Below are 20682 nucleotides of genomic sequence, written 5' to 3'. Positions count from 1 at the left end.
CCGTTGACATTTGATAATTGCGGATTAGGCTGCTGCTCGGTTCAGGAGTTCGCCATGAAGCAGTATGTTGTCTACACCCGCGTCAGCACTGAGGAGCAGGGCAAAAGCGGTCTTGGTCTGGAGGCCCAGGAAAGGGACATAGACGTGTTCCTGACCAGCTTTTCTGAGGAGCCCTTCGAGGTGCTGGAGCGCTTCCAGGATGTCCTTTCAGGTGGGACGGATGATCGGCCACAGCTCGCCAAGGCCCTCAAGAGGGTGCGGTCAACGGGAGCGGAGCTTCTGGTTTCCAAGCTGGACAGGCTCAGCCGCAAGGTGTCCTTCATAGCCACTCTGATGGATGACAAGGCGGTCAAGCTACGGGTGGCCTCTATGCCCTTCGCGGACAAATTCCAGCTCCACATCTACGCTGCCTTGGCGGAGCAGGAGCGGACCTTCATCAGCGAGCGTACCAAGGCCGCCCTCAAGGCAGCGAAGGCCAATGGCAAGCGACTTGGCGGGCTGCGGGACAAGACCATGAAACGGAACGAGGCCATCCAAGCCAAGGCACATGCGGAAGCAGAGAAGGTGATGAAGGTCATTGGTCCGTTGCGGCAGGCCGGAGCTACGTTGGCGAGCATTGCATCGACCCTGAACGAGACCGGCATTCCCACCTCCAGGGGCGGCTCATGGACGCCCACGCAGGTGTCTCGGGTTCTTGAGCGGGTAGCCCAATAGCGCCCGGCCAGCGTCTCTCTCTCTCTCTGGTGGGGCGTCTATTGTTTTTTGGTACCACGGCATGGCACGTTCGTCGTGCAGGAGGGCATGTGATGGGCTATCGCGGTTCGCAGTGGGAAGTCACCAATCATGCAATCAGGCGGATTGATGATGAGGCGGATTGCGACATCCCGTTGAGCCAATTGGCAGATGAGGATGATTACGGTATCGGCCCCTCGTATTCGAGTTTCCCTCATCTTGCTGAGAGCAAGGATGGAGTTGACTTTGAGGATTACGAGCGGGCCTTCCGGGCAGCATGGTCAGTAGCGAAGCACGGTCCCCTTGATGAGGTGAAGCTCGCACTCAGCGTCCGCCGGGCCCTGGTCATTCGTGAGCAGCATCGTCGGTGGCGCGTGACGTGACTAGCCGAGAGCCCCTAACCGACCTCCAGGCGCTGTTGGAGGCTGATCTCGCCACGCTATACGGGCTGGTGAACACCTTCGGTGTACCTGTCTCAGAGGGCGGCATACGCGCCGCATCCGCCATCTTGAGGAGGTGGATGATTGAGGGGCTGCTTGGCAGGCTCTGCAACGAGAAGGGCTTCACTCCCACGTTCCCTGTCCTGAACAACGGGAGCGCTATGGCAGCAGCGGCTGCACACCCTACCGTCAGGTACCTGCTGACGGCGGGGGTTCGGCTTCAGGGGGCTCCGGTCATGTTCTTCAATGACTTCGTCGGTGAGCCGACAGATCGCCCCTCGCAGTTTGCCCAGCCCACCCCGTCCCACCTCACGGTGACGACTAAGGGGTTCATGGAGCAGCACCGGGTATACTTCGAAGGGGGAGTTCTTCACCTGCCGGGAGATTGTCGCGTTTACCGCCAACAAGCTGGGAGGCGTACACCACGACACCAGCAGGAACGAGCGTCAGCTCATGATGCAACGGGCATCGGAGTACATGACCTTCGGTGGCCCCATCGAGAACCTTCGACGTGACCCGCCTGGGCCTTTTTACCTAGATGTGGAGCCGGACGGGCGCGAGTTGCTGAGTGGGTTCCACATTGAGGTGATCGCCGCCGCTACCTCCCTGCTAAATGTGGAGCTGGATGGTAGGCAACTGGTGGTGTTCCCTGACCACCTGACCCAGCTGGCACGCGAGCAGGCGTCCAGAGAGCGCCCCAAGTTCTTAGTGCATGAGCGGTCAAAGTAGCGAGATGGCGATGATGCAGCCGCCCAAAAGGATGGGGGAGTGATGGGCGATAGGGAGGGTTCGGACCGAGCAGTCCCTGACTGGTTTCGCCTGTCAGACGGCTTGACGCCTCGTATCATGTCGAAGATCGCGGAGGCGGTGGCTGATCTGAATATGCAGCCCCAGGTGAGGTCCGCCCCCATGCTGGCCTTTTGGTTCCTTTTGGATGGGCTTTCGCTCGCCAATCGGGCGAACAGGGAGGGCATGCACGCCAACGCGCTGGCACTCACCCGGCAATGCTATGAGGCTATAGGCGTCATCGAACTCGGAGTATGCGGGCACCCCGAAGCGGAGAGCGTCCTGTTGAGGTGGGATGACGATAGGCTCACTCCTGGGAAGCTGAGGGCGTGGCTTGATGCTAACGTCTGGCCCAATAGCGGTACCGGCCTGTGGGATGAACCATGGTCTGACTTTATGAGCCAGTTCTCCCAGGCCATACAGCCCTACGCGCATTACGGTCGTGGCCTCGCTCAATGGCAGCTCAGACTGCATCGCCTGGACTACGGTTCAAATCCAGAGGACGACATAAAGGCGATCATAGAGATGGCTCCCCGCGCCTATGATGCTCAGAAGGCGACCCGCATAACCCTCTTCCACGGCCTCCTGACATACGTATTGGCCAGGATATGGGCTACCCGCTACGGGGAGCAGGATGTCGCGATGAGGGAAGAGATCAACCAGCTTGGGGCTGCGCTTGGGCGGTCTCGATACCTAGATGGGCATCAGACCGATTGGCACCAGCAGTTCTGGGCCATGCTGTGGGAACGCGGCGGTGGCACTGTCTTAGAATAGCGACCTAACCCGTCTCCTGTGCGCGATACCACCGAAGGAATGCCTCTTCCACGTCATGCGCGCCTGATCTCATCATCATCGCTGCATCGTAGGATTTGCGCCTGTCTATGGTGAATTGGCCCCTCTCATATCGCTCGATGGAAACGGTCCGCCATGGGTCAAGGTCGTCCGCTCTTGTAGCAGGTCCACGGCCCTTACCGGATGCGTAGTCATCAAAATGTTCCAACATATCCCGGAGAGCCTTGAGGCCGTTTCGACCGTTGACCTCGAACGTTTTGTCGAATGTATCCAGAACCTCCTGCGCCTGCGCTTCCACCGGTCCCAGCCTTGTTAGGGTCTTCACGGCGGTTCGGTATAGCCAGAGGCGGAAGATGAAGTTCTCCCACAGATACTCGACCTCAAAGCCGTGATCGGTGTGAGCTTGCAAACCGTCCATGGCCCGCCACGACAAGACCAGCATGTTCCAAGTGTGGGTATGACGAGGCTTGTAGAAATCCCAGATGGCGGCTTGAGCTATAGGAGAGATGGTCTTGTCCATGCGCTTACAATAGCGGCAGCTCGGGGACATCGCAAAAGGTGGCACACTGACCTTGACCATCGCTACAAACGCCGCTACAAACGGCTTCAACGCGGCGGCTAAAAGCCCTGTAATTTCAACGGTCAAGCGCTCTTCTCGGCGTTTCTTCTCGACCGCACCATTCATCCCCCGGGGATGAAGTCATCTTTCTGGATGAGACAGAAAAAGGCCGTCCCTCGGGACGGCCTTTTGTCTTATGCCGGAGGTGGTGCCGCCGGATCGACGGGAGCCTCGGTGGGCGCCGCATCGGCCGGGGGTGCCGTGCCGTCCGCGGGTGGGGAATCGCAGGCGGCCAGGGCGAGCGCCAGCATGACAGCCAGCGGTGCGAGCAGTTTTCGGGACATGGGATCTCCTTTGGATCGAGCCATTGATTGATCTTGGTCTTCACACAGCTGTGAGCTAACGGGCGCTTCTTGGCAAAGTTGCGGCTGTGGCGGGGCTAGTCTGTGGCAGGTGGTTTTGTCGGCCGTTCGGCCGCCAGTTTCTTCGGCGCCTTGAAGCGCCAGGCGTCTTCCAGCCGCAATGACAGTTCCTCGTCGGAAATGGCCGCCAGCCGGATCAGCACGGCGGGATAGCCGACATAATGGTCGGTCTCGAAATAGATTTCCGGCGAGATTTCCATCAGCAACGTCTTCTGCTCGGCGGGGCAAAGCAGGACCAGAGTGCCGGCATCCTTGAGTCGCACGAAGCTCTTGTTGCGCACTTTCAGCGCCGGCGTGCCATAGCTGGTGGCCCGCGCCACGCCGGGCAGGGCGCGCGTCTGGGCCAGTTGTTCGATGCGCGCGAAAATCTGATCGAGATCGTCGGTCATTTTGTGCGTAACCATCTCAAATCCCTCTTCTAAAGTCTGGCGCATGCCGGCTCGATTGGCTACAGCTTCGGGTGCCCCCGAAACCCCGGACACACAAAGGGCCTCCAATGAGCACAGATCCCGAGACCATGCCCGGCCCCGAGGCCGGGATCGACTACAATGTGCTGCGCGACGCCGATGACCACATCAGTCCGCTGTGGCTTGAACGCCTGCGCGCCTATTTGGCTGCGGCGCGGGATGACGATGTCGCCACGGTGATGGAACCTTTGCACACCTCCGATGTCGGCGACGTGCTGGAATCCCTCGATGCCGACGAGCGCCTGCATCTGGTGCGGCTGCTGGGCGACCGCTTCGACTATTCGGCGCTGACCGAGGTGGACGAGAGCGTCCGCGTCGAGCTAATGGACGAATTGCCCAATGCGGAAATCGCCCGCGGCGTCAGCGGTCTCGACAATGACGACGCCGTGGCCATCCTCGAGGACATGGAGCAAGAGGACCGCGATGAGGTCCTCGCCAAGCTCCCCACCTTCGAGCGGCTCAGCCTCAAGCGCAGCCTTGATTTCCCCGAGGATTCCGCCGGTCGGCGGATGCAGACCGATTTCATCGCCATTCCGCCCTTCTGGACGGTGGGCCAGACCATCGACTATCTGCGCAGCGAGCCCGACCTGCCGGACGAATTCTACCAGATCTATGTGGTCGACGCCTCCTACCAAGTGCTCGGCACGCTGCCGCTCGACAAGTTCCTGCGCGCCCGCCGCGCCACCTCCATCGAAGCGCTTATGAACACCAATCTGGTGCTGGTCGATGCCAATGAGGACCAGGAAGAGGCGGCCCGCGATTTCGAGCGCTACGACCTTGTCGAAGTCGGCGTCATCGATGAAAGCAAAAGACTGGTCGGCGTGCTGACCATCGACGACATCGTGGACGTGATCCACGAGGAGGCCGACGAGGATATCAAGCTGCTGGCCGGCGTGGGCGACGAGGATATTTCCGATGCCACAGTCGATACGGTGCGCAGCCGCGCGCCCTGGCTGGCCGTCAATCTGGTCACCGCGGTGGCGGTGTCCTTCGTGATCGGCCTGTTCGGCGCCACGATCGACCAGATGGTGGCCTTGGCGGTGCTGATGCCCATCGTTGCTTCCATGGGTGGCAATGCCGGCACACAGACCATGACGGTGACCGTGCGGGCGCTGGCCATGCGCGAACTGGACGGGCCGCGCCTGCGCCGGCTCATCACCCGTGAAATGGTGGTTGGCTGCGCCAATGGTGTCATCTTCGCCATATTGATCGGGCTGGTCACCTGGCTGCGCTTCAACGATCCGCAACTGGGCGTCGTCATCGCGCTGGCCATGGTCATCAACCTGGTCGTGGCCGGCACGGCGGGCATCCTGATCCCCATCCTGCTCGACAGGTTCAAGGCCGACCCGGCCATCGCCTCGGCGGTGTTCGTCACCACGATCACCGACATGGTCGGCTTTTTCGCCTTCCTGGGCATTGCGGGCCTGTGGTTCGGGTTATTTTGAGGCTCGGCGCCACGCCCTCGTGGTTCGAGGCGCTGAAGAAGCGCACCTCACCATGAGGGCTACTTTGAACTCAGCGCTGCCAGTAGCCCTCATGGTGAGGCGGGAGCGTAGCGACCCTCGAACCACGGGGGCGTGGCACCATGCCTAAAATGCCCCCAATCCCGCTTTCCGCCCCTTAACCAACCACCCCGCGAGCCTGTGGAGTGTGGCAACTTCGCCGCTTGCAAAGCATTTATGACGGGGTTAACGATTTGCTACCGGCTGCGGCAGGTGGACCACACCACCGACATCCGGAGTGAACGGCTGACAAGGAGCGATCATGCGAAGTCAACCGAAGACCACCGCCACACTGTGGCGAGCAGCGACCTGGACCCTGGTCTGCCTGCTCTCAATGGGACTGGTTTTCTCCGTCGTTGCTGGCGTTTAGTTTGAAACGCTAGAGTTCTTCACTAACGGCAATTCGGAAGGGCGCCCGGGCCACTGGGGCGCCCTTCTTTCTGTGCAGGAGGCGGCTTTTGAAGCTCTTGATCGGCAATCGCAACTATTCCACCTGGTCGCTGCGGCCCTGGCTGGTGCTCAGGCATTTCGACATCCCATTCGAGGATGAAGTGCTGCAATTGCAGGGCGAGGGTTTTCGCGATGTGCTGGCTCGGCGCTCGCCCACCGGCAAGGTGCCGGTCCTGCAGGATGGCGAGCTGACCGTGGTCGAGACCATTGCCATCATCGAATACCTGGCCGACCGCTTTCCCGACAAAGCCATCTGGCCCGCCAATATCGGCGAGCGCGCGCTGGCCCGTGCCGCCGCGGCCGAAATGCACTCCGCCTTCACCGCCCTGCGCAGCCATGCGCCGATGAACCTGCGCGCTTCCCATCCCGGCAAGGTCAGCGTGGACGCGGTGGCCAAAGACCTGCATCGTCTCGAAACCCTGTGGGGTAGCCTGCTGGCCCGTTCGGGCGGCCCGTTCCTGTTCGGCGCCTTCACCGCTGCCGACGCCATGTTTGCACCCGTGGCGACCCGCCTGCGCACCTATGACCTGCCGGTTTCCGATATGGCGGCAGGCTATGTCGAAGCCATCTACGCGCTTCCGGCCTTCCAGGACTGGCTGGGCATGGCCCTGCACGAGCCCTGGATCGTGGATGAGGACGAAATCGACGTCATCCAAGGCCGCGTCAAGCCGGGGACACTGGCATGATTCACATGATCAAGCTGTGCGTGGGCGTGTCCAGCCTCGCCGAACTCGAATCCTACCGCGACGAACGCGCCCATTGGTGGGATGCCGATTACGGCGAGGACGTGCATGTCCACCGCACCCGCATGATGCCCAAGCGCGCCGCCGAAATGGAGGGCAAGGCTTCCATCTATTGGGTCATCGCGGGGCAGGTGGTGTGCCGGCAGCCCATCCTGCGGCTGGCCCGCTACACCAATGCCGAGGGTATCGACTATTGCGATATCATCATGGCGCCCGACATGGTCCGCACCTTGCCCTATCCCAAGCGCCCCTTCCAGGGCTGGCGCTACCTGCGCCCCGAAGATGCGCCACCCGATGTCGGCGCCAACGAAAATGCGGAATCGCTGGCGCTCGCGGCCGACCTGGCCAAGCTGGGGTTGATCTGAGGCATCGGGGCGCCCAACCCCCACCCTTGATCCCTCCCCACAAGGGGGAGGGAGGCGCATGACCGCATTCCGGGTTTCGTCCGATACATCCCTAGCCACCGGCCGAGCTTCCCTCCCCCTTGTGGGGAGGGAATGAGGGTGGGGGTGGGCCCACGCGCCGAACGTTGGCATGCGACCTTCACCACCCTTGCCCAACCGCCCGCCGGCCCACATATTGCACTCATGGCGGACAAAGACCCGATTGCCCGAAAAACCGGCGGCCTGCCCCAACAGGGCAAGGTCAGCAGCGATATTGCCGCCTTCGTCCAGAAGGTCGGCACCATGGCGCGGCCCAATGCGGCGCAGGATGGCCGGCTGCTTTTCGCGCTCGATGCCACGATGAGCCGCCAACCCACCTGGGACCTGGCCTGTTCGCTGCAGGCCGAAATGTTCAAGGCGATCCCGAAAGACAGCGCCCTCCAGGTGCAATTGCTGTATTTCCGCGGCTTCGGCGAATGCCGGGCCTCCAAATGGGTGGTGGATGCCACGGCCCTGGCCCGGCTGATGACCGGCATCGATTGCCGGGGTGGCAATACCCAGATCGGCAAGGTTTTCGCCCATGCCCGCGCCGAACACGCCAAGCGTCGCATCAATGCGGTGGTCTATGTCGGCGATGCCATCGAGGAAAATGTGGACGATCTTTCCGAGAAAGCCGGCCAGCTCGGCCTGTTGAATTGCCCGATCTTCGTGTTCCAGGAGGGCCGCGACTCCAGCGTCGAGGCCGCCTTCCGCGAATTCGCGCGCCTCACCAAGGGCGCCTATGCAAGGTTCGACGCTTCCGCCCCGCAGGAGCTGGCGGCCCTGCTCAAGGCGGTGGCGGCCTATGCCAGCGGGGGCAGGGCCCTGCTCAAGCTGCAGGGCAGCGGCCCGGCGCAGGCGCTGCTGGCGCAATTGCCGAGATGAGCTGGTTCTTCCTCGGCGGTGCCGTCCTGCTCGCCCTTGCCGCGCTCTATCAATATCTCCGCAAGATGGATCGCCGCCTTCTGATGAAGGGCTTGCGCTGGGGCGTGGGTGGCCTGCTGGCGTTGATTGCGGCGCTCCTGCTGCTGGTGCGGCGCTTCGACATTGCCCTCTTTGTCGGGGCCGGCGCCGTGCAGGTGCTGCGCATGGGGCGGTTGGGGCCGTTCTCCTTCGATGCGGCCTCGGTGGACAAGGGCAATGTCTCGTCCGTGCGCAGCTATTATTTCTCCATGGAGCTCGATCACGATACCGGGCAGGTCACCGGCAATGTCGTGGCCGGCCAATATGCCGGGGCCGATCTCATGGATCTCGGCGAGATCGAAACGCGCCTACTGCTGGCCGAAGTCGAGGGCGATGCCGACAGCATGAGCCTGCTCGAAAGCTGGCTCGATGCCAACCGCGCCGGCTGGCGCGAATACTTTGCCGCTCAGGATAGCGGCGAAACCCCGCGAAACGAGCCGGCCGGCGATCCCGTGGCCGAGGCCTATGCCGTGCTCGGGCTCAAGCCCGGTGCCAGTGACGACGATATCCGCGCCGCGCATCGCGAGCTGATGAAGGGCGTCCACCCCGATCACGGCGGCTCGAGCTACCTCGCCTCCAAGATCAACGCCGCCCGCGATCTGTTGCTCAAACACCCGTAAATAGCTGCCTTTGCCCGGCTTTTCGCCCGACCGAACAGTGACGCAACATTGTTTTGGTAGAGGGGGGGCCGAAAGAGTCTGGGGGAGCGACATGGGTATTGGCAGAAGCGACGCGTCTGGAAGATCGGGCCATGGATCCGCTGCCATCGCGGCCTGCACGCGAACCCTGCTTGCCGTCACGGCCCTGGTGCCGCTGGCGCTGGCCGGTTTTGCCACGCTGCCCCTATCCGCGGCGCTTGCGCAGGATTGCAGCTTCATCAACACCAATAATTCCGGCGCGGGCAGCCTCCGGCAATGCGTGATTGACGCCGGAGACGGTGGCACGGTTTCTTCCGGCATCGTTCTGCCGCCCGGCACCACTGTCGGCATCGATTCAGCGATGATTCTCACCCGATCACTTACGATCGGTGGGGACGATCCCTTTACCGTACTCGGTTCCCTCCCGCTGTCCGTGATGTTCTTGCTTTCAAGCAGCGGCAGCACGTTCACCGTGGGCAGCGCGGTAACGCTCGCAAGCATGAACAAGCGGAATATAGAAATCTTTGGAAGCGGGAATACAGTAAATGTGGACGGTTTCTTGAGCCTTATCGGGGGTGCGGTCGCTGAAAGTAGTATTGTTGTCTCCGGCGGAAACAATATTATAGCACTATCCGGCTCGATCATGACTTCCGGACAGAGCGTCTATGGCATATTCCTGGGAGGCGGAAACAATACCGCAACGCTTTCCGGCCTGATCGAAACCCTGGGTGAAGACTCTATCGCCGTCTACACACTTGGCACCAATAACACAGTGACGCTTTCCGGCTCGATCGAAACGGACCTTGGTTTGGGCATCTACATGGTAGGTGGAAACAATTCCGTCGCTGTCTCGGGTTCCATCGTGACGAGCGGATCGCGCGCTGGCATCGTTTTGTTGAACGGACAAAACACGGTCAATATCGCGGGCGAGGTTTCAACGGCCGGCGCACAGGCGATCGTGCTGGAGGACAGCGGTAACCGGGTTGAGCTACAGCCCGGTTACGTGATCCTAGGTGATGTAATTGGTGGCACCGGCAGCGGTAACACGCTGGCCTTTGGCGGGGCGGGCATGGAGGACTTCGATCTCGACCGCATCGGGAGCCTCGGCCCGGCCCGGACACAGTTCCGCAGTTTCCAGACCTTTGCCGTCGATAGCGGAACATGGAATTTCTCCGGCGCCACCACCGAGGCCTTCACAGTCAATGCTGGCACACTGGCCGGCACCGGAACGTTTGGTGGCCTGACTGTCGCCAGCGGCGGCATCCATACGCCCGGCAATTCGATCGGCACGCAGGTCGTCAATGGCCCCTATGCCAACCATGGTGTGCTGGAGATGGAGATCGCCGAGAACGGAGTTTCCGACCAGGTGCTGGTCAATGGCCCGGTCGATATCACCGGCGCAACCTTGCGCGTTATGGCGCTGCCCGGTGCTGGCAACTGGCAGAATATCGAAACCTATCGCATCATCGACAATGACGGTGTCGATGCGGTCACGGGCCTGTTCACGCTCGACAACACGCTCGCTTTCTTCGATGCCAGTCTCGATCATGCCGGGGGCACCGGCAACGATATCGAGCTGACCATGCTGCGCAACGGCGTCCAGCTCGTCGATGTGGCGGCCACGCAGAATCAGACGAGCGCTGCCAGTGCCCTCGATGACTTTGGTCTATCGAGCCCGATCTATCGGCAGATACTGGGCCTGTCCGCTGCCGACGCCCGCACGGCCTATGACAGCGCCTCGGGCGAAATCCACGCGTCCGGCCAGCATGTGATCGACGCGACCTTCGCGCTCTTCCAGTCCGGCCTCGGCGGCAATGCTCCCGCTGGCAATGGCGGCCAGTTCATCCCGCTGGCCTATGCCGCCCAGCCGGCCACCAATGCCGGCCTCGGCGCCATCCACGATCTGGAGCATTCGCCCGCTCGGCACTGGATGTGGCTCAAGCCGCTCGCCGGCCGGGGCAATGTTGCCGCCGACGGCAACGCGGCGGCACTCGACTGGTCTGCCGCCGGCCTTGCCGCCGGCTATGAGGGCGAAGCGCAACTGGCCGGTGGCGATGCCGGGTTCGGAATTGGCGCCGGTTATCTCAATTCGGCCGGCACGGTCGCGGCTCGCGCCTCGACCATGAGCGGCAATGGCGGCTATCTCGGCGCCTATGGCAGCTGGACCAATGGCGCGCTCGCCCTCTCGGGCAGCCTTGCCTATGGCGCAACCCATGTGGCGACCAGCCGCGACATTGTTGTCGGCGCCATCACCGACACGGCCACTGCGGGCTATTGGAGCCACAGCATCGGTATCGACCTCGAAGCCGGCTACGGCTTTGCGCTGGGCGAGACGCTGACCGTCAGCCCGATCGGCACGCTGGCCACCGGCTGGTCCGGCCATGGCGGCGCGGCCGAGACCGGCGCCGGCGCCCTCAATGCCACCATCGATCCATCAGGCGCATGGCTGCTCGATACCGGACTGGGCCTGGAGCTTGCCCATACCAGCCAGCTTGCCGATGGCGGGAGCCTGACGCTCAAGGGCAGGGCGCTCTGGCAGCATCGCTTCGGCGACACCACCCCGGTGCAAACCCTGACGCTTGCCGGTTCACCCACGGCCTCGACGGTCCTGGGCCCGGCAGGTGACCGCGACCGGCTACTTGTCGGCCTCGGCCTCGACTATGCCCCCAGTGACGCCATCACGGCCAGCCTGAGCTATAACGGCGCCTTTTCGGGCAGCGAAGCCAGCCATGGCCTCGCCGCGGGGATCAAGGTCGGGTTCTGACCGATCGTGCCTGGCTGGCATGGTGTTGTTAATGACCTGTTAACCATGGCGGCCCTCTCTAGCACCCCAGAGGGTGCAAGCACTGATTTGGGGGCAGCGATGGCGCGTGATGGTGCGCATGTCATTGTAGTGGGCAATGAGAAGGGCGGGTCGGGCAAGTCGACCACCGCCTTCCACCTGGCCGTCTACCTGCTCTATGCCGGCCATCGCGTCGCGACCATCGACGTGGACAGCCGCCAGCAGACGCTGACCCATTACGTCCGCAACCGGCGCGCCCATTGCAAGGAAACCGGGCGCAGCCTGCCCAATCCGCTGCATTTCCACCTACCGTCGGCCTGGGGCGACTCGGTCAAGGAAAACCAGAAGGCCGAATTCGAAGTCTTCCGCCGCGCCGTGGGCGAGGTCGAGAACAGCGTCGATTTCCTGGTCATCGATACGCCCGGTTTCGACACCAACCTGACCCGGCTGGCCCATTCGCTGGCCGATACGCTGGTGACTCCGGTCAATGACAGCCTGATCGATATCAACGTGCTGGCGCGCACCGATCCCCAAACCGGTCTGCCGGTCGAAACCAGCCACTATGCCCGCCTCGTGCAGCGCGCCCGTTCCGAGCGCATGGGCGTGGATGGTGAAACCATTGACTGGGTGCTGGTGCGCAACCGCATATCCATGCTGGCCTCGCGCAATGCGCGGCAGGTTCACACCACGCTCGAAGGCATCGCCACCCGTTTCGGTTGCCGCATTGCCGATGGCATTGCCGAGCGCGTCATCTTCCGCTCGCTGTTTCCCTCGGGAACCACCGTGTTCGATCCGCTGGACGAAGAGGGCGAGGCCGCCTCGGTGTCCCATGTCAGCGCCCGGCAGGAATACCGCAATCTCGTTGCGGCCCTGAACCTGCCGCTGCGCAGCGCCGACCAGGAGCGCCTTTCGGCCTGAGCCGGGGCAGGAGGGCGCCGCCTGCGGCACCCTCCCATAGCGCCTAGTCGTAGGTGCGGGAGGCGAGGAACGACACCTTGTAGGCGCCGATCGAATTGCCGGCGACGGCAATGCTCGATCCGAAATTGGCCCCTGGGGTCCAGATCAGTTCCAGCAGACCATCGGCAATTGTCTGCGTCCCGCTGGGCGCTGCCGCCCCGGTCCACAGATAGCCACCCTCGGCGGCCAGCGTCAGGGTTTCGCTGGCGGCATATTCCACCCTGCCGCGCAGTTCCGTGCCCTCGTCATTGGCCAGGTTGACGTCGGCATCGAGATAGCGCGCCGCGAGCTTGACGGTGAAGCTGTCATTGAGCTTGGCCGTTGCCGCACCCGTCAGGCCCAGTTCGCGCTCCGACGTGCCGTCGATCGTGCCGGCCAGGGTGAACATGTCCAGCGTGGCTTCGGCGCTGGCCAGCGCATTCCACCAGCCGCTATTGTTGGCGGCAAAGGCGCCACGCAGCTTGAAGATGTCGAATGTCGCGGTCACCCCGCTATGCAAGGCGATGTCATTGAAGCTGCCATCGAGAATGCCGCCGGCCAGCACGGAGACATGCGCCGTCAGTTGCTCGCTGCCATAATTGACCACGCCGACCAGCGAACCCTGGTCATCGAGGCTTTCCAGCGCGATGCCGGCCGACAGGCCGTTGCCGAAATTGCGGACCAGTTGGATGGCGTGGTCGCCCGTGCCATAGCTGCCGGCGCCGCCATCGAAGGCCACGCCGTCGGTCTCGTCCGAGATGAAGCTTTCGAGCCAGCCAAAGGCCTCGTCGTCATCCTCGTTGAAGATGGAATCTTCCACCAGGCCCGCCGTCAGCACGGTGCTGTCCCCAATGGAGATATAGGCATGATCGAAGCCCAGGCTCCGCTCCGGCACGCCGACGCCGTTCTGCGCCTCGGCATAGTCATAGCCATAGAGTTCCATGGCGACCTTGGCCGGGCCGAAATCGCTGGGTGCGGTGCCCACCATGATCAGATAGGCGTCGACCCAGCTGTCCCAGTCGGTGGCGCCGCCATCGTCGTCGGTCCAGTCGATCGTGCCGCTATAGCCCGAGCCAAGCACCGGCAGGTCGCCCTTGTAGTCGCCGAAATGGAACTCGTAATAGAGCTCGGCGGAAACCTGCAGGCAGTTGGTGTCCGAGGAAATGGTCAGGCCGCTGAGCCCCAGTTCGTCACAGACGTCGAGTGCGCTCAGCACGCCCAGGTCTGCGCCGGCAGCCGGCAGCGCAAGCGCCGTCGTTGCCATCAGGATGATCGGTAGTCGCATTATTATTGCCCCAAGATAGGAAGGAGTTGACCTCCGACCCATGAACCCCCGGGGCACAAAAGTTGAGTCTGATTATCATGATTTATCGCGCAACAGTGTCTTGCGGAGCGTAACTCAAGAATATATGAGTCAGATTCTCATATTAATTTCGACCCAGTGTGGCAATGGTGAAAGCCGGATTCCCGCGTTAAGCCTTTAACAATTATTCACCATAAGCACCCTTGCCAGTGCCCGTCCGAGCCCCGAGAATCCCGCGCAGGCGTAAACGGGTGGGGCGATGGCTCGGCAGGGCGTGCATGTCATTGTGGTGGGCAATGAGAAGGGCGGGTCGGGCAAGTCGACCACGGCCTTTCATCTGGCCATCTACCTGCTCTACGAGGGCTTCAAGGTGGCGTCCATCGATGTGGACAGCCGCCAGCAGACGCTGACCTGGTATGTGCGCAACCGGCGCGACTGGGCGCGCAATCGCGGCTTGCGCATTCCCCACACCACCCATTTCCACCTGCCACTATCGCGCGGCGACTCCGTCAAGGAGAACCACCGCGCCGAGTTCGACCTGTTCCGGCAGGCGGTGGCCGAGGTGGAGCATGATGCCGATTTCATTGTCATCGACACGCCCGGCTTCGATACCAATCTCACCCGCCTGGCCCATTCCTTGGCCGATACGCTGGTGACCCCGGTCAATGACAGCCTGATCGACCTCAATGTCATGGCGCAGTTCGACGCCGTGACCGGCGAGCCGCGCGAGATGAGCCATTATGCGCGCCTCGTGCAGCGCGCCCGCTCCGAGCGCCTGTCCATCGACGGCAGGACCATTGACTGGATATTGGTGCGGAACCGCATTTCCATGCTGTCATCGCGCAATATGCGGCAGGTGCAGACCATGCTGGAGCGCATCGCCCTGCGGCTGGGCTGCCGGGTGGCCGACGGCATTGCCGAGCGCGTGATCTTCCGCTCGCTGTTTCCATCAGGCATGACGGTGTTCGATCCCTTGGATGATGACCTGCTGGGCGGGCTGCCATCCATGTCGCATATGAGCGCGCGGCAGGAATATCGCAATCTGGTAGCGGCCCTGCATCTGCCCACCAACGAGATCATCGCCGCCCGCCAGGCGCGCGAAGCACCCGACGACGACGCCGTCCGCCGCTTCATCCACATGATGCAGACCGATCCCTGAGGTCGGTGGGTTTGCTGGATAGGCGGTGAGCTAGTCCCCGGCTTCCCCTCTCCCCTTGTGGGAGAGGGTGGAAATCCGCGTCCAGCGGATTTCCGGGTGAGGGGGCTGCGTCATCCCATGCTTCAAAGCGAGCGGAAAACTCCGAAGCCCCCTCATCCGCCCTTCGGGCACCTTCTCCCACGAGGGGAGAAGGGAAGCGCCAGCCCCAAAGGGAGCTTGTCGAACCACGAGGTTGGGCGAGTGGAGGTTCGTGCCACGCCCTCGTGGTTCCCGGTGCGCACTTGCGCACCTGAACAGGCTCACCATGAGGGCTACGGCGGAAGCGGCCTAGCGATCCCCGAAAATCAGATCCACGGCGCGCTTGCCGCCGGGGGCGAAGACGTCGAGATCGATGCGCACCGGCTCCTGCACCATGCGCCGCGTGCGGGATGACAAGGCCAGCACCACGCCCAGCAGGTCGCCGACACCGCGCTTGCGGGGCAGCATGCGCTGGGTCATGCCGGCCAAGGCGCGGTTGCGCACGGCCATGTCCGGCGAAGCGAGACTGGAGCGGCCGACGAAATTGGCCAGCTCGGTAAGGGCAGTATTTTCGCTCATTGGGCTACTCCAACACAGGCACCAATTTGCTTCCCCGTGGCCGGCACTCCGTGGCGCCGGCTCGTTCTTATCGTCAGCTCTGCATCGCCAGGCAGCTCAGATTCTGCTGCTTGAGCTGGTTGCACATGGCCGTGGCATCGTCGCGTCCGCCAAAGCCGACAAAGCGGGCGCGGAAGAAGATCTGGCCGTTCTTTTCGAAGCGCTCCACATAGGAGCGGAAATCGCCCAGCGTACCGACCTTGCCGGCGGCATCGGCCAGCATGGCGCGAGCGCCGTCTTCCGACGGGCCGGCGCCGATCTGCACCACCCAGCCGCCCGGCGTCACGCCGGCATCGGCAGTGTCCACGGCGCCCGAGGTCAGCAGGTCAACCGGCTGGCCACCCTGCTGCTGCGTGCCGACATCGGCCGGCGGCGGCTGGAAGCCGAGCGGGGCCGACGGCACGGTCTGGCCGAGGGCAGCCGGCGGCGCGCCGAGATTGTAGCTTTCGCTGAGCCAGGCACCGATAATGTCCTGGCTGGGATAGGCGGGCTGCGGCGCCTGGCTGGGCGCGGCGAGAATATTGGCGGCCTGCACGGCCGGCTGCAGGCCCAGGTCGGCCGGCATGGGGGCGGGCACCGGCGCGGTGCTGGCCACGACCACGTCGGGCATGGGCTGGACGGCCGGCGCCTGCGGCTGGGCGCCATTGGCGGCCACGAGCTGCGCCAGGCGGAAGCCGGGCAGGGGCATGGGCATGACGAAGACCGGTTGGCTGGGCTGGGCCACGGCCACCAGCACATTGCCCTGGCGGCCCGGCACCGGGATCATGGCGGTCTGCAGATAGTCGCCGCGGCGACCCTTGGGCAGGTAGGTGGCCACGAGATCGCGCACCTTCTGGTCGCGGGCGCCGGCGGTGTTGAAGCCGAAGGCGACGACGACGATATGGCGGCCATCCTTGCGGGCGGCGGTCAGCAGGTTGGAACCGGCCGCATTGATATAGCCGGTCTTGATGCCGTCCACGGCGCCCATATAGCCGAGCACGCGGTTATGGTTGCCATAGGTGGACTTGCCGTAGCTGAAGCTCTTGGTCTGGAAGAATTCGTAATAGCTGGGGAAGTGCTGGTAGATGGCGATACCCAGTATGGCCTGGTCGCGCACCGTGGTGAGCTGGCCGCCATCGGGCAGGCCCGAAGCGTTGCGATAGGTGGTGTTGCGCATGCCTAGCGCCCGGGCGGTGGCCGTCATGCGCTCGGCGAATTTGGATTCGGTGCCCGAAATATGTTCGGCGATCACGCGGGCCATGTCATTGGCCGACAGCGTCACCAGCGACTTGATGGCGTCTTCCACCGTGATGGTGGCGCCGGCGCGCAGGCCCAGCTTGGTGGGCACGGCGGCCGCGGCATGGGCCGAGACGCTCATCTTGGTGGAGAGCTTGATATTGCCCGCGCTCAGCTCCTGGAACAGGATGTAGAGCGTCATGACCTTGGCGACGGAGGCCGGATAGCGCTTGCTGTCCGCGGCTTCCTCATACATCACCTGGCCCGACTTGGCGTCGACCACGATGCCGGCATATTTGCGCAGGTTTTCGATGGCCTGGGCGGGCGCAACCGTATGGGCGCTGACCGCGAGGGCGACAAGAACTGCGGCAAAGGCGCGAACGAACACGACGCGCCATGGGGTTTTCGCCTGGGAAGCCACCCGTTACTCCAACTTTACTCTCGGACGCTTCTGCGTCCGTACGCAACACAACTGGCTGGATGATCCCGGGTGAGCCCCACGCTCCCGAAAAGTCCATTATTGGAGGAAGATAGCCACCTGCCGTTACCATTCCGTAAAATGCGAACGAATTTGGCGTGGGTGTGGAAGAGTGGTCACGGATGGGTGAGGGGGCAAGAAGGTGCCACGCCCTCGTGGTTCGAGGCGCGTGAAGAACGCGCACCTCACCATGAGGGCTACTTTGAGCGCGGTACATCAGTAGCCCTCATGGTGAGGCGAGAGCGAAGCGACCCTCGAACCACGAGGGCGTGGCACTATTTTCGTCGGTCACAAAATCGAGACATCATGCCCCTTAACACCGGCGATCTTTTGCCTACATAATGGTCCTCACCATGCTGCTTCGTTTTCTCTGCGACAGATGCCCTGCCATGACATTGATTGACCTCCTCGCCCTGACCGAAGAGGCCCCAGCCGCGTTGCGTCTGGCGGCCATGCCTGCCCATGGGGGGCCGGAGGACGACGATTCCGACAAGCCGGGCAAAGGCAGCACCGAAACCGGGACGATCACCAAGACCCGTCCCAAAACCAAGCGCCCGAACCTTTATCGGGTGCTTCTGCTCAACGACGATTACACGCCGATGGAATTCGTCGTTCTGGTCCTGCAGGACGTCTTCAACAAATCGCGTGAAGAGGCCATGCAGATCATGCTGCACGTTCACCAAAAGGGGGTGGGTGAGTGCGGCGTATATCCATACGAAGTGGCCGAGACCAAGGTCACACGGGTCATGGATACGGCACGCAAGAACCAGCATCCGCTGCAATGCGTGATGGAAAAGCAATAGGAACATCATATGCCCTCATTTTCCCGCGGACTTGAAAAGGCTCTGCATCAGGCGATGAACCTGGCGCGCGAGCGCAACCATGAGTTCGCTACGCTCGAGCACCTGCTGCTGGCTTTGACCGACGACCGCGAGACGATCGCCGTGCTCACCGGCTGCGATGTCGATATCGACGCGCTCAGGAGCGACCTCGAAGATTTCATCAATGAAGAGCTGGACAGCCTGATCGTGGCTTCCGGCCAGGATGCGCGGCCCACCGCCGCCTTCCAGCGCGTGATCCAGCGCGCGGTGATCCATGTCCAGTCATCGGGCCGGGAAGAGGTTACGGGTGCCAATGTGCTCGTCGCCATCTTTGCCGAGCGCGAAAGCCATGCCGCCTATTTCCTCGAACAGCAGGATATGAGCCGGCTCGACGCGGTCAATTTCATCAGCCACGGGATCACCAAGTCCGGTCCCAGCGAGGAGCGCAAGGTGCGCGGTGCCGAGGATGGCGAGAACCATGGCGAAGGTGGCGGCGAGACCAAGAAGAGCTCGGCCCTGGCCGATTTCTGCGTCAACCTCAATGACAAGGCTCGCGCCGGCAAGATCGATCCGCTGATCGGCCGTGACGCCGAGCTGCGCCGCACCATCCAGGTGCTGTGCCGCCGGTCCAAGAACAACCCGATCTATGTCGGCGATGCCGGCGTGGGCAAGACGGCGATTGCCGAAGGCCTGGCCCGCAAGATCGTCGAGGGCGATGTCCCCGAAGTGCTCAAGGAAGCGGTGATCTACGCGCTCGATATGGGTTCGCTGTTGGCCGGCACCCGCTATCGCGGCGACTTCGAGGAACGTCTCAAGGCCGTGATGAAGGAGCTTGAAAAGCTGCCGAACTCGGTGCTGTTCATCGACGAGATCCACACCATGATCGGCGCGGGCGCCACGTCGGGCGGTGCGCTCGATGCGTCCAACCTGCTCAAGCCGGCTCTCGCCTCGGGCGCGATCCGCTGCATCGGCTCGACCACCTACAAGGAATACCGCCAGTTCTTCGAGAAGGACCGGGCCCTGGTGCGTCGCTTCCAGAAGATCGACGTCAACGAGCCCTCGATCCCCGATGCCATCGAGATCATCAAGGGCCTGCGCCCCTATTACGAAGAGTTCCACAAGATCAAGTTCACCGACGATGCCCTCAAGGCCGCCGTGGAACTGAGTGCCCGCTATATCAGCGACCGCAAGCTGCCCGACAAGGCGATCGACGTGCTCGACGAAACCGGCGCCAGCCAGATGCTGGTCACCGAGGACAAGCGCAAAAAGGTCATCGACGTCGAGGACATCGAGGCGACCATCGCCACCATTGCGCGCATCCCGCCCAAATCGGTCTCCAAGTCCGATGCCGAACTGCTGTCGAGCCTCGAACAGAGCCTCAAGACCGTGGTCTTCGGCCAGGATGCGGCGATCACGGCTTTGTCGTCGGCCATCAAGCTGGCCCGTGCCGGCCTGCGTGAACCGGAAAAGCCGATCGGCTCTTACCTGTTCACCGGCCCGACTGGCGTCGGCAAGACCGAAGTGGCCAAGCAGCTCGCCGATACGCTCGGCGTCGAACTGCTGCGCTTCGACATGTCCGAATATATGGAGCGCCACACGGTGAGCCGCCTGATCGGCGCCCCGCCGGGCTATGTCGGCTTCGACCAGGGGGGCCTGCTCACCGATGGCGTCGACCAGCATCCGCATTGCGTCGTGCTGCTCGACGAAATCGAGAAGGCCCATCCGGACCTCTACAACATCCTGTTGCAGGTCATGGACCACGGCAAGCTGACCGATCACAACGGCAAGTCGGTGGATTTCCGCAATGTCATCCTGATCATGACGTCCAATGTGGGCGCCATGGAACTGGCCAAGAGCCCGATCGGCTTCGGGCGCAAGCGCGAGCAAGGCGACGATGAAGAGGCGATCAACCGCCTGTTCACGCCGGAATTCCGCAACCGGCTCGACGCGATCATCTCCTTCGCGCCGCTGCCGCGCGAGGTCGTGCGTCGCGTCGTCGAAAAGTTCGTGCTGCAGCTCGAAGGCCAGCTGGCCGAGCGCGGCGTCACGATCAACCTGCTGCCCGAAGCCGCCGACTGGCTGGCCGAGCGCGGCTATGACGAGCGCATGGGCGCGCGTCCCCTTGGCCGCGTGATCCAGGAGCACATCAAGAAGCCCCTGGCCGACCAGGTGCTGTTCGGCGAACTGATCAATGGCGGCACGGTCACCGTAGCCGTGGTTGGCGAAGGCGCCGAAGCCAAGCTGGAACTGGTGGCCGTGCCCCCACGCCCCGCCAAGCCCAAGGCTCTGCCCAAGCCGAAAAAGCCCAAGGCAACCGCCGACAAGAACTGACGCAAAAGGGCCCGGAGCGATCCGGGCCTTTTTATTGTTTGGGAGGGGCGTATCGATGGGCTCGACGGGGCTTTGTTTTCGTGGCCTAGATTGATCCTGCGGGGC

19 protein-coding genes are annotated in these 20682 nt (G+C 62.9%); 13 read left to right on the top strand and 6 right to left on the bottom strand.

The window, feature by feature from the left end:
- The first annotated feature begins 54 nt into the window (after positions 1-54).
- The 3 genes from FPZ08_RS06440 (at position 55) to FPZ08_RS06430 (ending at position 2732) form a co-directional block, all read left to right on the top strand.
- Positions 55-714, top strand: a complete 660-nt coding sequence (locus FPZ08_RS06440; protein ID WP_146289212.1) for a recombinase family protein — start codon at positions 55-57, stop codon at positions 712-714.
- A gap of 92 nt (positions 715-806) precedes the next feature.
- On the top strand, positions 807-1115 hold the full coding sequence (locus FPZ08_RS06435) for a hypothetical protein (RefSeq protein WP_146289211.1): 309 nt from the start codon (positions 807-809) through the stop codon (positions 1113-1115).
- A gap of 903 nt (positions 1116-2018) precedes the next feature.
- Positions 2019-2732 (top strand): hypothetical protein, encoded by a 714-nt coding sequence (locus FPZ08_RS06430; protein WP_146289210.1) that lies wholly within the window; start codon positions 2019-2021, stop codon positions 2730-2732.
- 4 nt (positions 2733-2736) lie between these two features.
- Here FPZ08_RS06430 and FPZ08_RS06425 read toward each other — a convergent pair whose 3' ends face one another.
- The 3 genes from FPZ08_RS06425 to FPZ08_RS06415 form a co-directional block, all read right to left on the bottom strand.
- On the bottom strand, positions 2737-3396 hold the full coding sequence (locus tag FPZ08_RS06425) for a hypothetical protein (protein ID WP_210246865.1): 660 nt from the start codon (positions 3394-3396) through the stop codon (positions 2737-2739).
- Positions 3397-3503: 107 nt separating this feature from the next.
- Entirely contained in the window at positions 3504-3653 is a 150-nt protein-coding gene (locus FPZ08_RS06420) for a hypothetical protein (RefSeq protein WP_186767231.1), read from the bottom strand.
- 95 nt (positions 3654-3748) lie between these two features.
- Positions 3749-4135 (bottom strand): MmcQ/YjbR family DNA-binding protein, encoded by a 387-nt coding sequence (locus FPZ08_RS06415; protein WP_425457574.1) that lies wholly within the window; start codon positions 4133-4135, stop codon positions 3749-3751.
- Between the two features lie 92 nt (positions 4136-4227).
- On the opposite strand from FPZ08_RS06415, the gene mgtE reads away from it, so the two are divergent.
- The 7 genes from mgtE (at position 4228) to FPZ08_RS06380 (ending at position 12616) form a co-directional block, all read left to right on the top strand.
- Positions 4228-5643 carry a magnesium transporter gene (mgtE, locus tag FPZ08_RS06410; protein WP_146289209.1) on the top strand — a complete coding sequence of 472 codons (1416 nt, stop codon included), beginning with the start codon at positions 4228-4230 and terminating at the stop codon, positions 5641-5643.
- Positions 5644-6158: 515 nt separating this feature from the next.
- Positions 6159-6836, top strand: coding sequence for a glutathione S-transferase family protein (locus tag FPZ08_RS06405; protein WP_146289208.1), 678 nt, complete (start codon positions 6159-6161; stop codon positions 6834-6836).
- Positions 6833-7258: a DUF1489 family protein gene (locus FPZ08_RS06400; protein WP_246132816.1), complete on the top strand. Its 426-nt coding sequence runs from the start codon at positions 6833-6835 to the stop codon at positions 7256-7258. The genes FPZ08_RS06405 and FPZ08_RS06400 overlap by 4 nt, the downstream gene beginning before the upstream one ends.
- A gap of 222 nt (positions 7259-7480) precedes the next feature.
- On the top strand, positions 7481-8200 hold the full coding sequence (locus FPZ08_RS06395) for a VWA domain-containing protein (RefSeq protein WP_146289207.1): 720 nt from the start codon (positions 7481-7483) through the stop codon (positions 8198-8200).
- Entirely contained in the window at positions 8197-8898 is a 702-nt protein-coding gene (locus tag FPZ08_RS06390) for a DnaJ domain-containing protein (RefSeq protein WP_146289206.1), read from the top strand. Before FPZ08_RS06395 ends, FPZ08_RS06390 begins: the two co-directional genes overlap by 4 nt.
- Positions 8899-9559: 661 nt before the next feature.
- A complete protein-coding gene (locus FPZ08_RS06385; RefSeq protein ID WP_186767230.1) occupies positions 9560-11680 on the top strand; it encodes an autotransporter family protein in 2121 nt (706 codons plus the stop codon).
- A gap of 99 nt (positions 11681-11779) precedes the next feature.
- Positions 11780-12616: a division plane positioning ATPase MipZ gene (locus FPZ08_RS06380; protein WP_146289204.1), complete on the top strand. Its 837-nt coding sequence runs from the start codon at positions 11780-11782 to the stop codon at positions 12614-12616.
- Between the two features lie 43 nt (positions 12617-12659).
- Here FPZ08_RS06380 and FPZ08_RS06375 read toward each other — a convergent pair whose 3' ends face one another.
- A complete protein-coding gene (locus FPZ08_RS06375) occupies positions 12660-13919 on the bottom strand; it encodes a porin family protein (RefSeq protein WP_146289203.1) in 1260 nt (419 codons plus the stop codon).
- 277 nt (positions 13920-14196) lie between these two features.
- Here FPZ08_RS06375 and FPZ08_RS06370 point away from each other — a divergent pair, with 277 nt between their 5' ends.
- Positions 14197-15096 (top strand): division plane positioning ATPase MipZ, encoded by a 900-nt coding sequence (locus tag FPZ08_RS06370; protein ID WP_146289202.1) that lies wholly within the window; start codon positions 14197-14199, stop codon positions 15094-15096.
- A 327-nt stretch (positions 15097-15423) separates the two neighbouring features.
- Here the strand turns inward: FPZ08_RS06370 and FPZ08_RS06365 are convergent, their stop codons facing one another.
- Both FPZ08_RS06365 and FPZ08_RS06360 read right to left on the bottom strand, forming a co-directional pair.
- Positions 15424-15693, bottom strand: a complete 270-nt coding sequence (locus tag FPZ08_RS06365; RefSeq protein ID WP_146289201.1) for a hypothetical protein — start codon at positions 15691-15693, stop codon at positions 15424-15426.
- Between the two features lie 73 nt (positions 15694-15766).
- The gene (locus tag FPZ08_RS06360; protein WP_146289200.1) at positions 15767-17368 is read right to left on the bottom strand and encodes a serine hydrolase; all 1602 of its coding nucleotides are present in this window, start codon (positions 17366-17368) and stop codon (positions 15767-15769) included.
- Between the two features lie 446 nt (positions 17369-17814).
- Here FPZ08_RS06360 and clpS point away from each other — a divergent pair, with 446 nt between their 5' ends.
- Both clpS and clpA read left to right on the top strand, forming a co-directional pair.
- On the top strand, positions 17815-18228 hold the full coding sequence (gene clpS / locus FPZ08_RS06355; RefSeq protein ID WP_186767229.1) for an ATP-dependent Clp protease adapter ClpS: 414 nt from the start codon (positions 17815-17817) through the stop codon (positions 18226-18228).
- 9 nt (positions 18229-18237) lie between these two features.
- Positions 18238-20577: an ATP-dependent Clp protease ATP-binding subunit ClpA gene (gene clpA, locus FPZ08_RS06350; RefSeq protein WP_146289199.1), complete on the top strand. Its 2340-nt coding sequence runs from the start codon at positions 18238-18240 to the stop codon at positions 20575-20577.
- Positions 20578-20682: the final 105 nt, after the last annotated feature.

Origin of the sequence: Devosia ginsengisoli, assembly GCF_007859655.1 — a bacterium.
Lineage (GTDB): Bacteria > Pseudomonadota > Alphaproteobacteria > Rhizobiales > Devosiaceae > Devosia > Devosia ginsengisoli.
This window is presented reverse-complemented; position numbering and strand designations above follow the sequence as displayed.

Coding starts and splice junctions, on each gene's coding strand:
- FPZ08_RS06375 (WP_146289203.1), bottom strand. CDS start 13,919: ATGCGACTACCGATCATCCTGATGGCAACGACGGCGCTTGCGCTGCCG.
- FPZ08_RS06385 (WP_186767230.1), top strand. CDS start 9,560: ATGACTTCCGGACAGAGCGTCTATGGCATATTCCTGGGAGGCGGAAAC.
- FPZ08_RS06420 (WP_186767231.1), bottom strand. CDS start 3,653: ATGTCCCGAAAACTGCTCGCACCGCTGGCTGTCATGCTGGCGCTCGCC.
- FPZ08_RS06435 (WP_146289211.1), top strand. CDS start 807: ATGGGCTATCGCGGTTCGCAGTGGGAAGTCACCAATCATGCAATCAGG.
- FPZ08_RS06400 (WP_246132816.1), top strand. CDS start 6,833: ATGATTCACATGATCAAGCTGTGCGTGGGCGTGTCCAGCCTCGCCGAA.
- FPZ08_RS06380 (WP_146289204.1), top strand. CDS start 11,780: ATGGCGCGTGATGGTGCGCATGTCATTGTAGTGGGCAATGAGAAGGGC.
- FPZ08_RS06370 (WP_146289202.1), top strand. CDS start 14,197: ATGGCTCGGCAGGGCGTGCATGTCATTGTGGTGGGCAATGAGAAGGGC.
- FPZ08_RS06365 (WP_146289201.1), bottom strand. CDS start 15,693: ATGAGCGAAAATACTGCCCTTACCGAGCTGGCCAATTTCGTCGGCCGC.
- FPZ08_RS06390 (WP_146289206.1), top strand. CDS start 8,197: ATGAGCTGGTTCTTCCTCGGCGGTGCCGTCCTGCTCGCCCTTGCCGCG.
- clpA (WP_146289199.1), top strand. CDS start 18,238: ATGCCCTCATTTTCCCGCGGACTTGAAAAGGCTCTGCATCAGGCGATG.
- FPZ08_RS06395 (WP_146289207.1), top strand. CDS start 7,481: ATGGCGGACAAAGACCCGATTGCCCGAAAAACCGGCGGCCTGCCCCAA.
- FPZ08_RS06440 (WP_146289212.1), top strand. CDS start 55: ATGAAGCAGTATGTTGTCTACACCCGCGTCAGCACTGAGGAGCAGGGC.
- FPZ08_RS06430 (WP_146289210.1), top strand. CDS start 2,019: ATGTCGAAGATCGCGGAGGCGGTGGCTGATCTGAATATGCAGCCCCAG.
- clpS (WP_186767229.1), top strand. CDS start 17,815: ATGACATTGATTGACCTCCTCGCCCTGACCGAAGAGGCCCCAGCCGCG.
- FPZ08_RS06415 (WP_425457574.1), bottom strand. CDS start 4,135: ATGGTTACGCACAAAATGACCGACGATCTCGATCAGATTTTCGCGCGC.
- mgtE (WP_146289209.1), top strand. CDS start 4,228: ATGAGCACAGATCCCGAGACCATGCCCGGCCCCGAGGCCGGGATCGAC.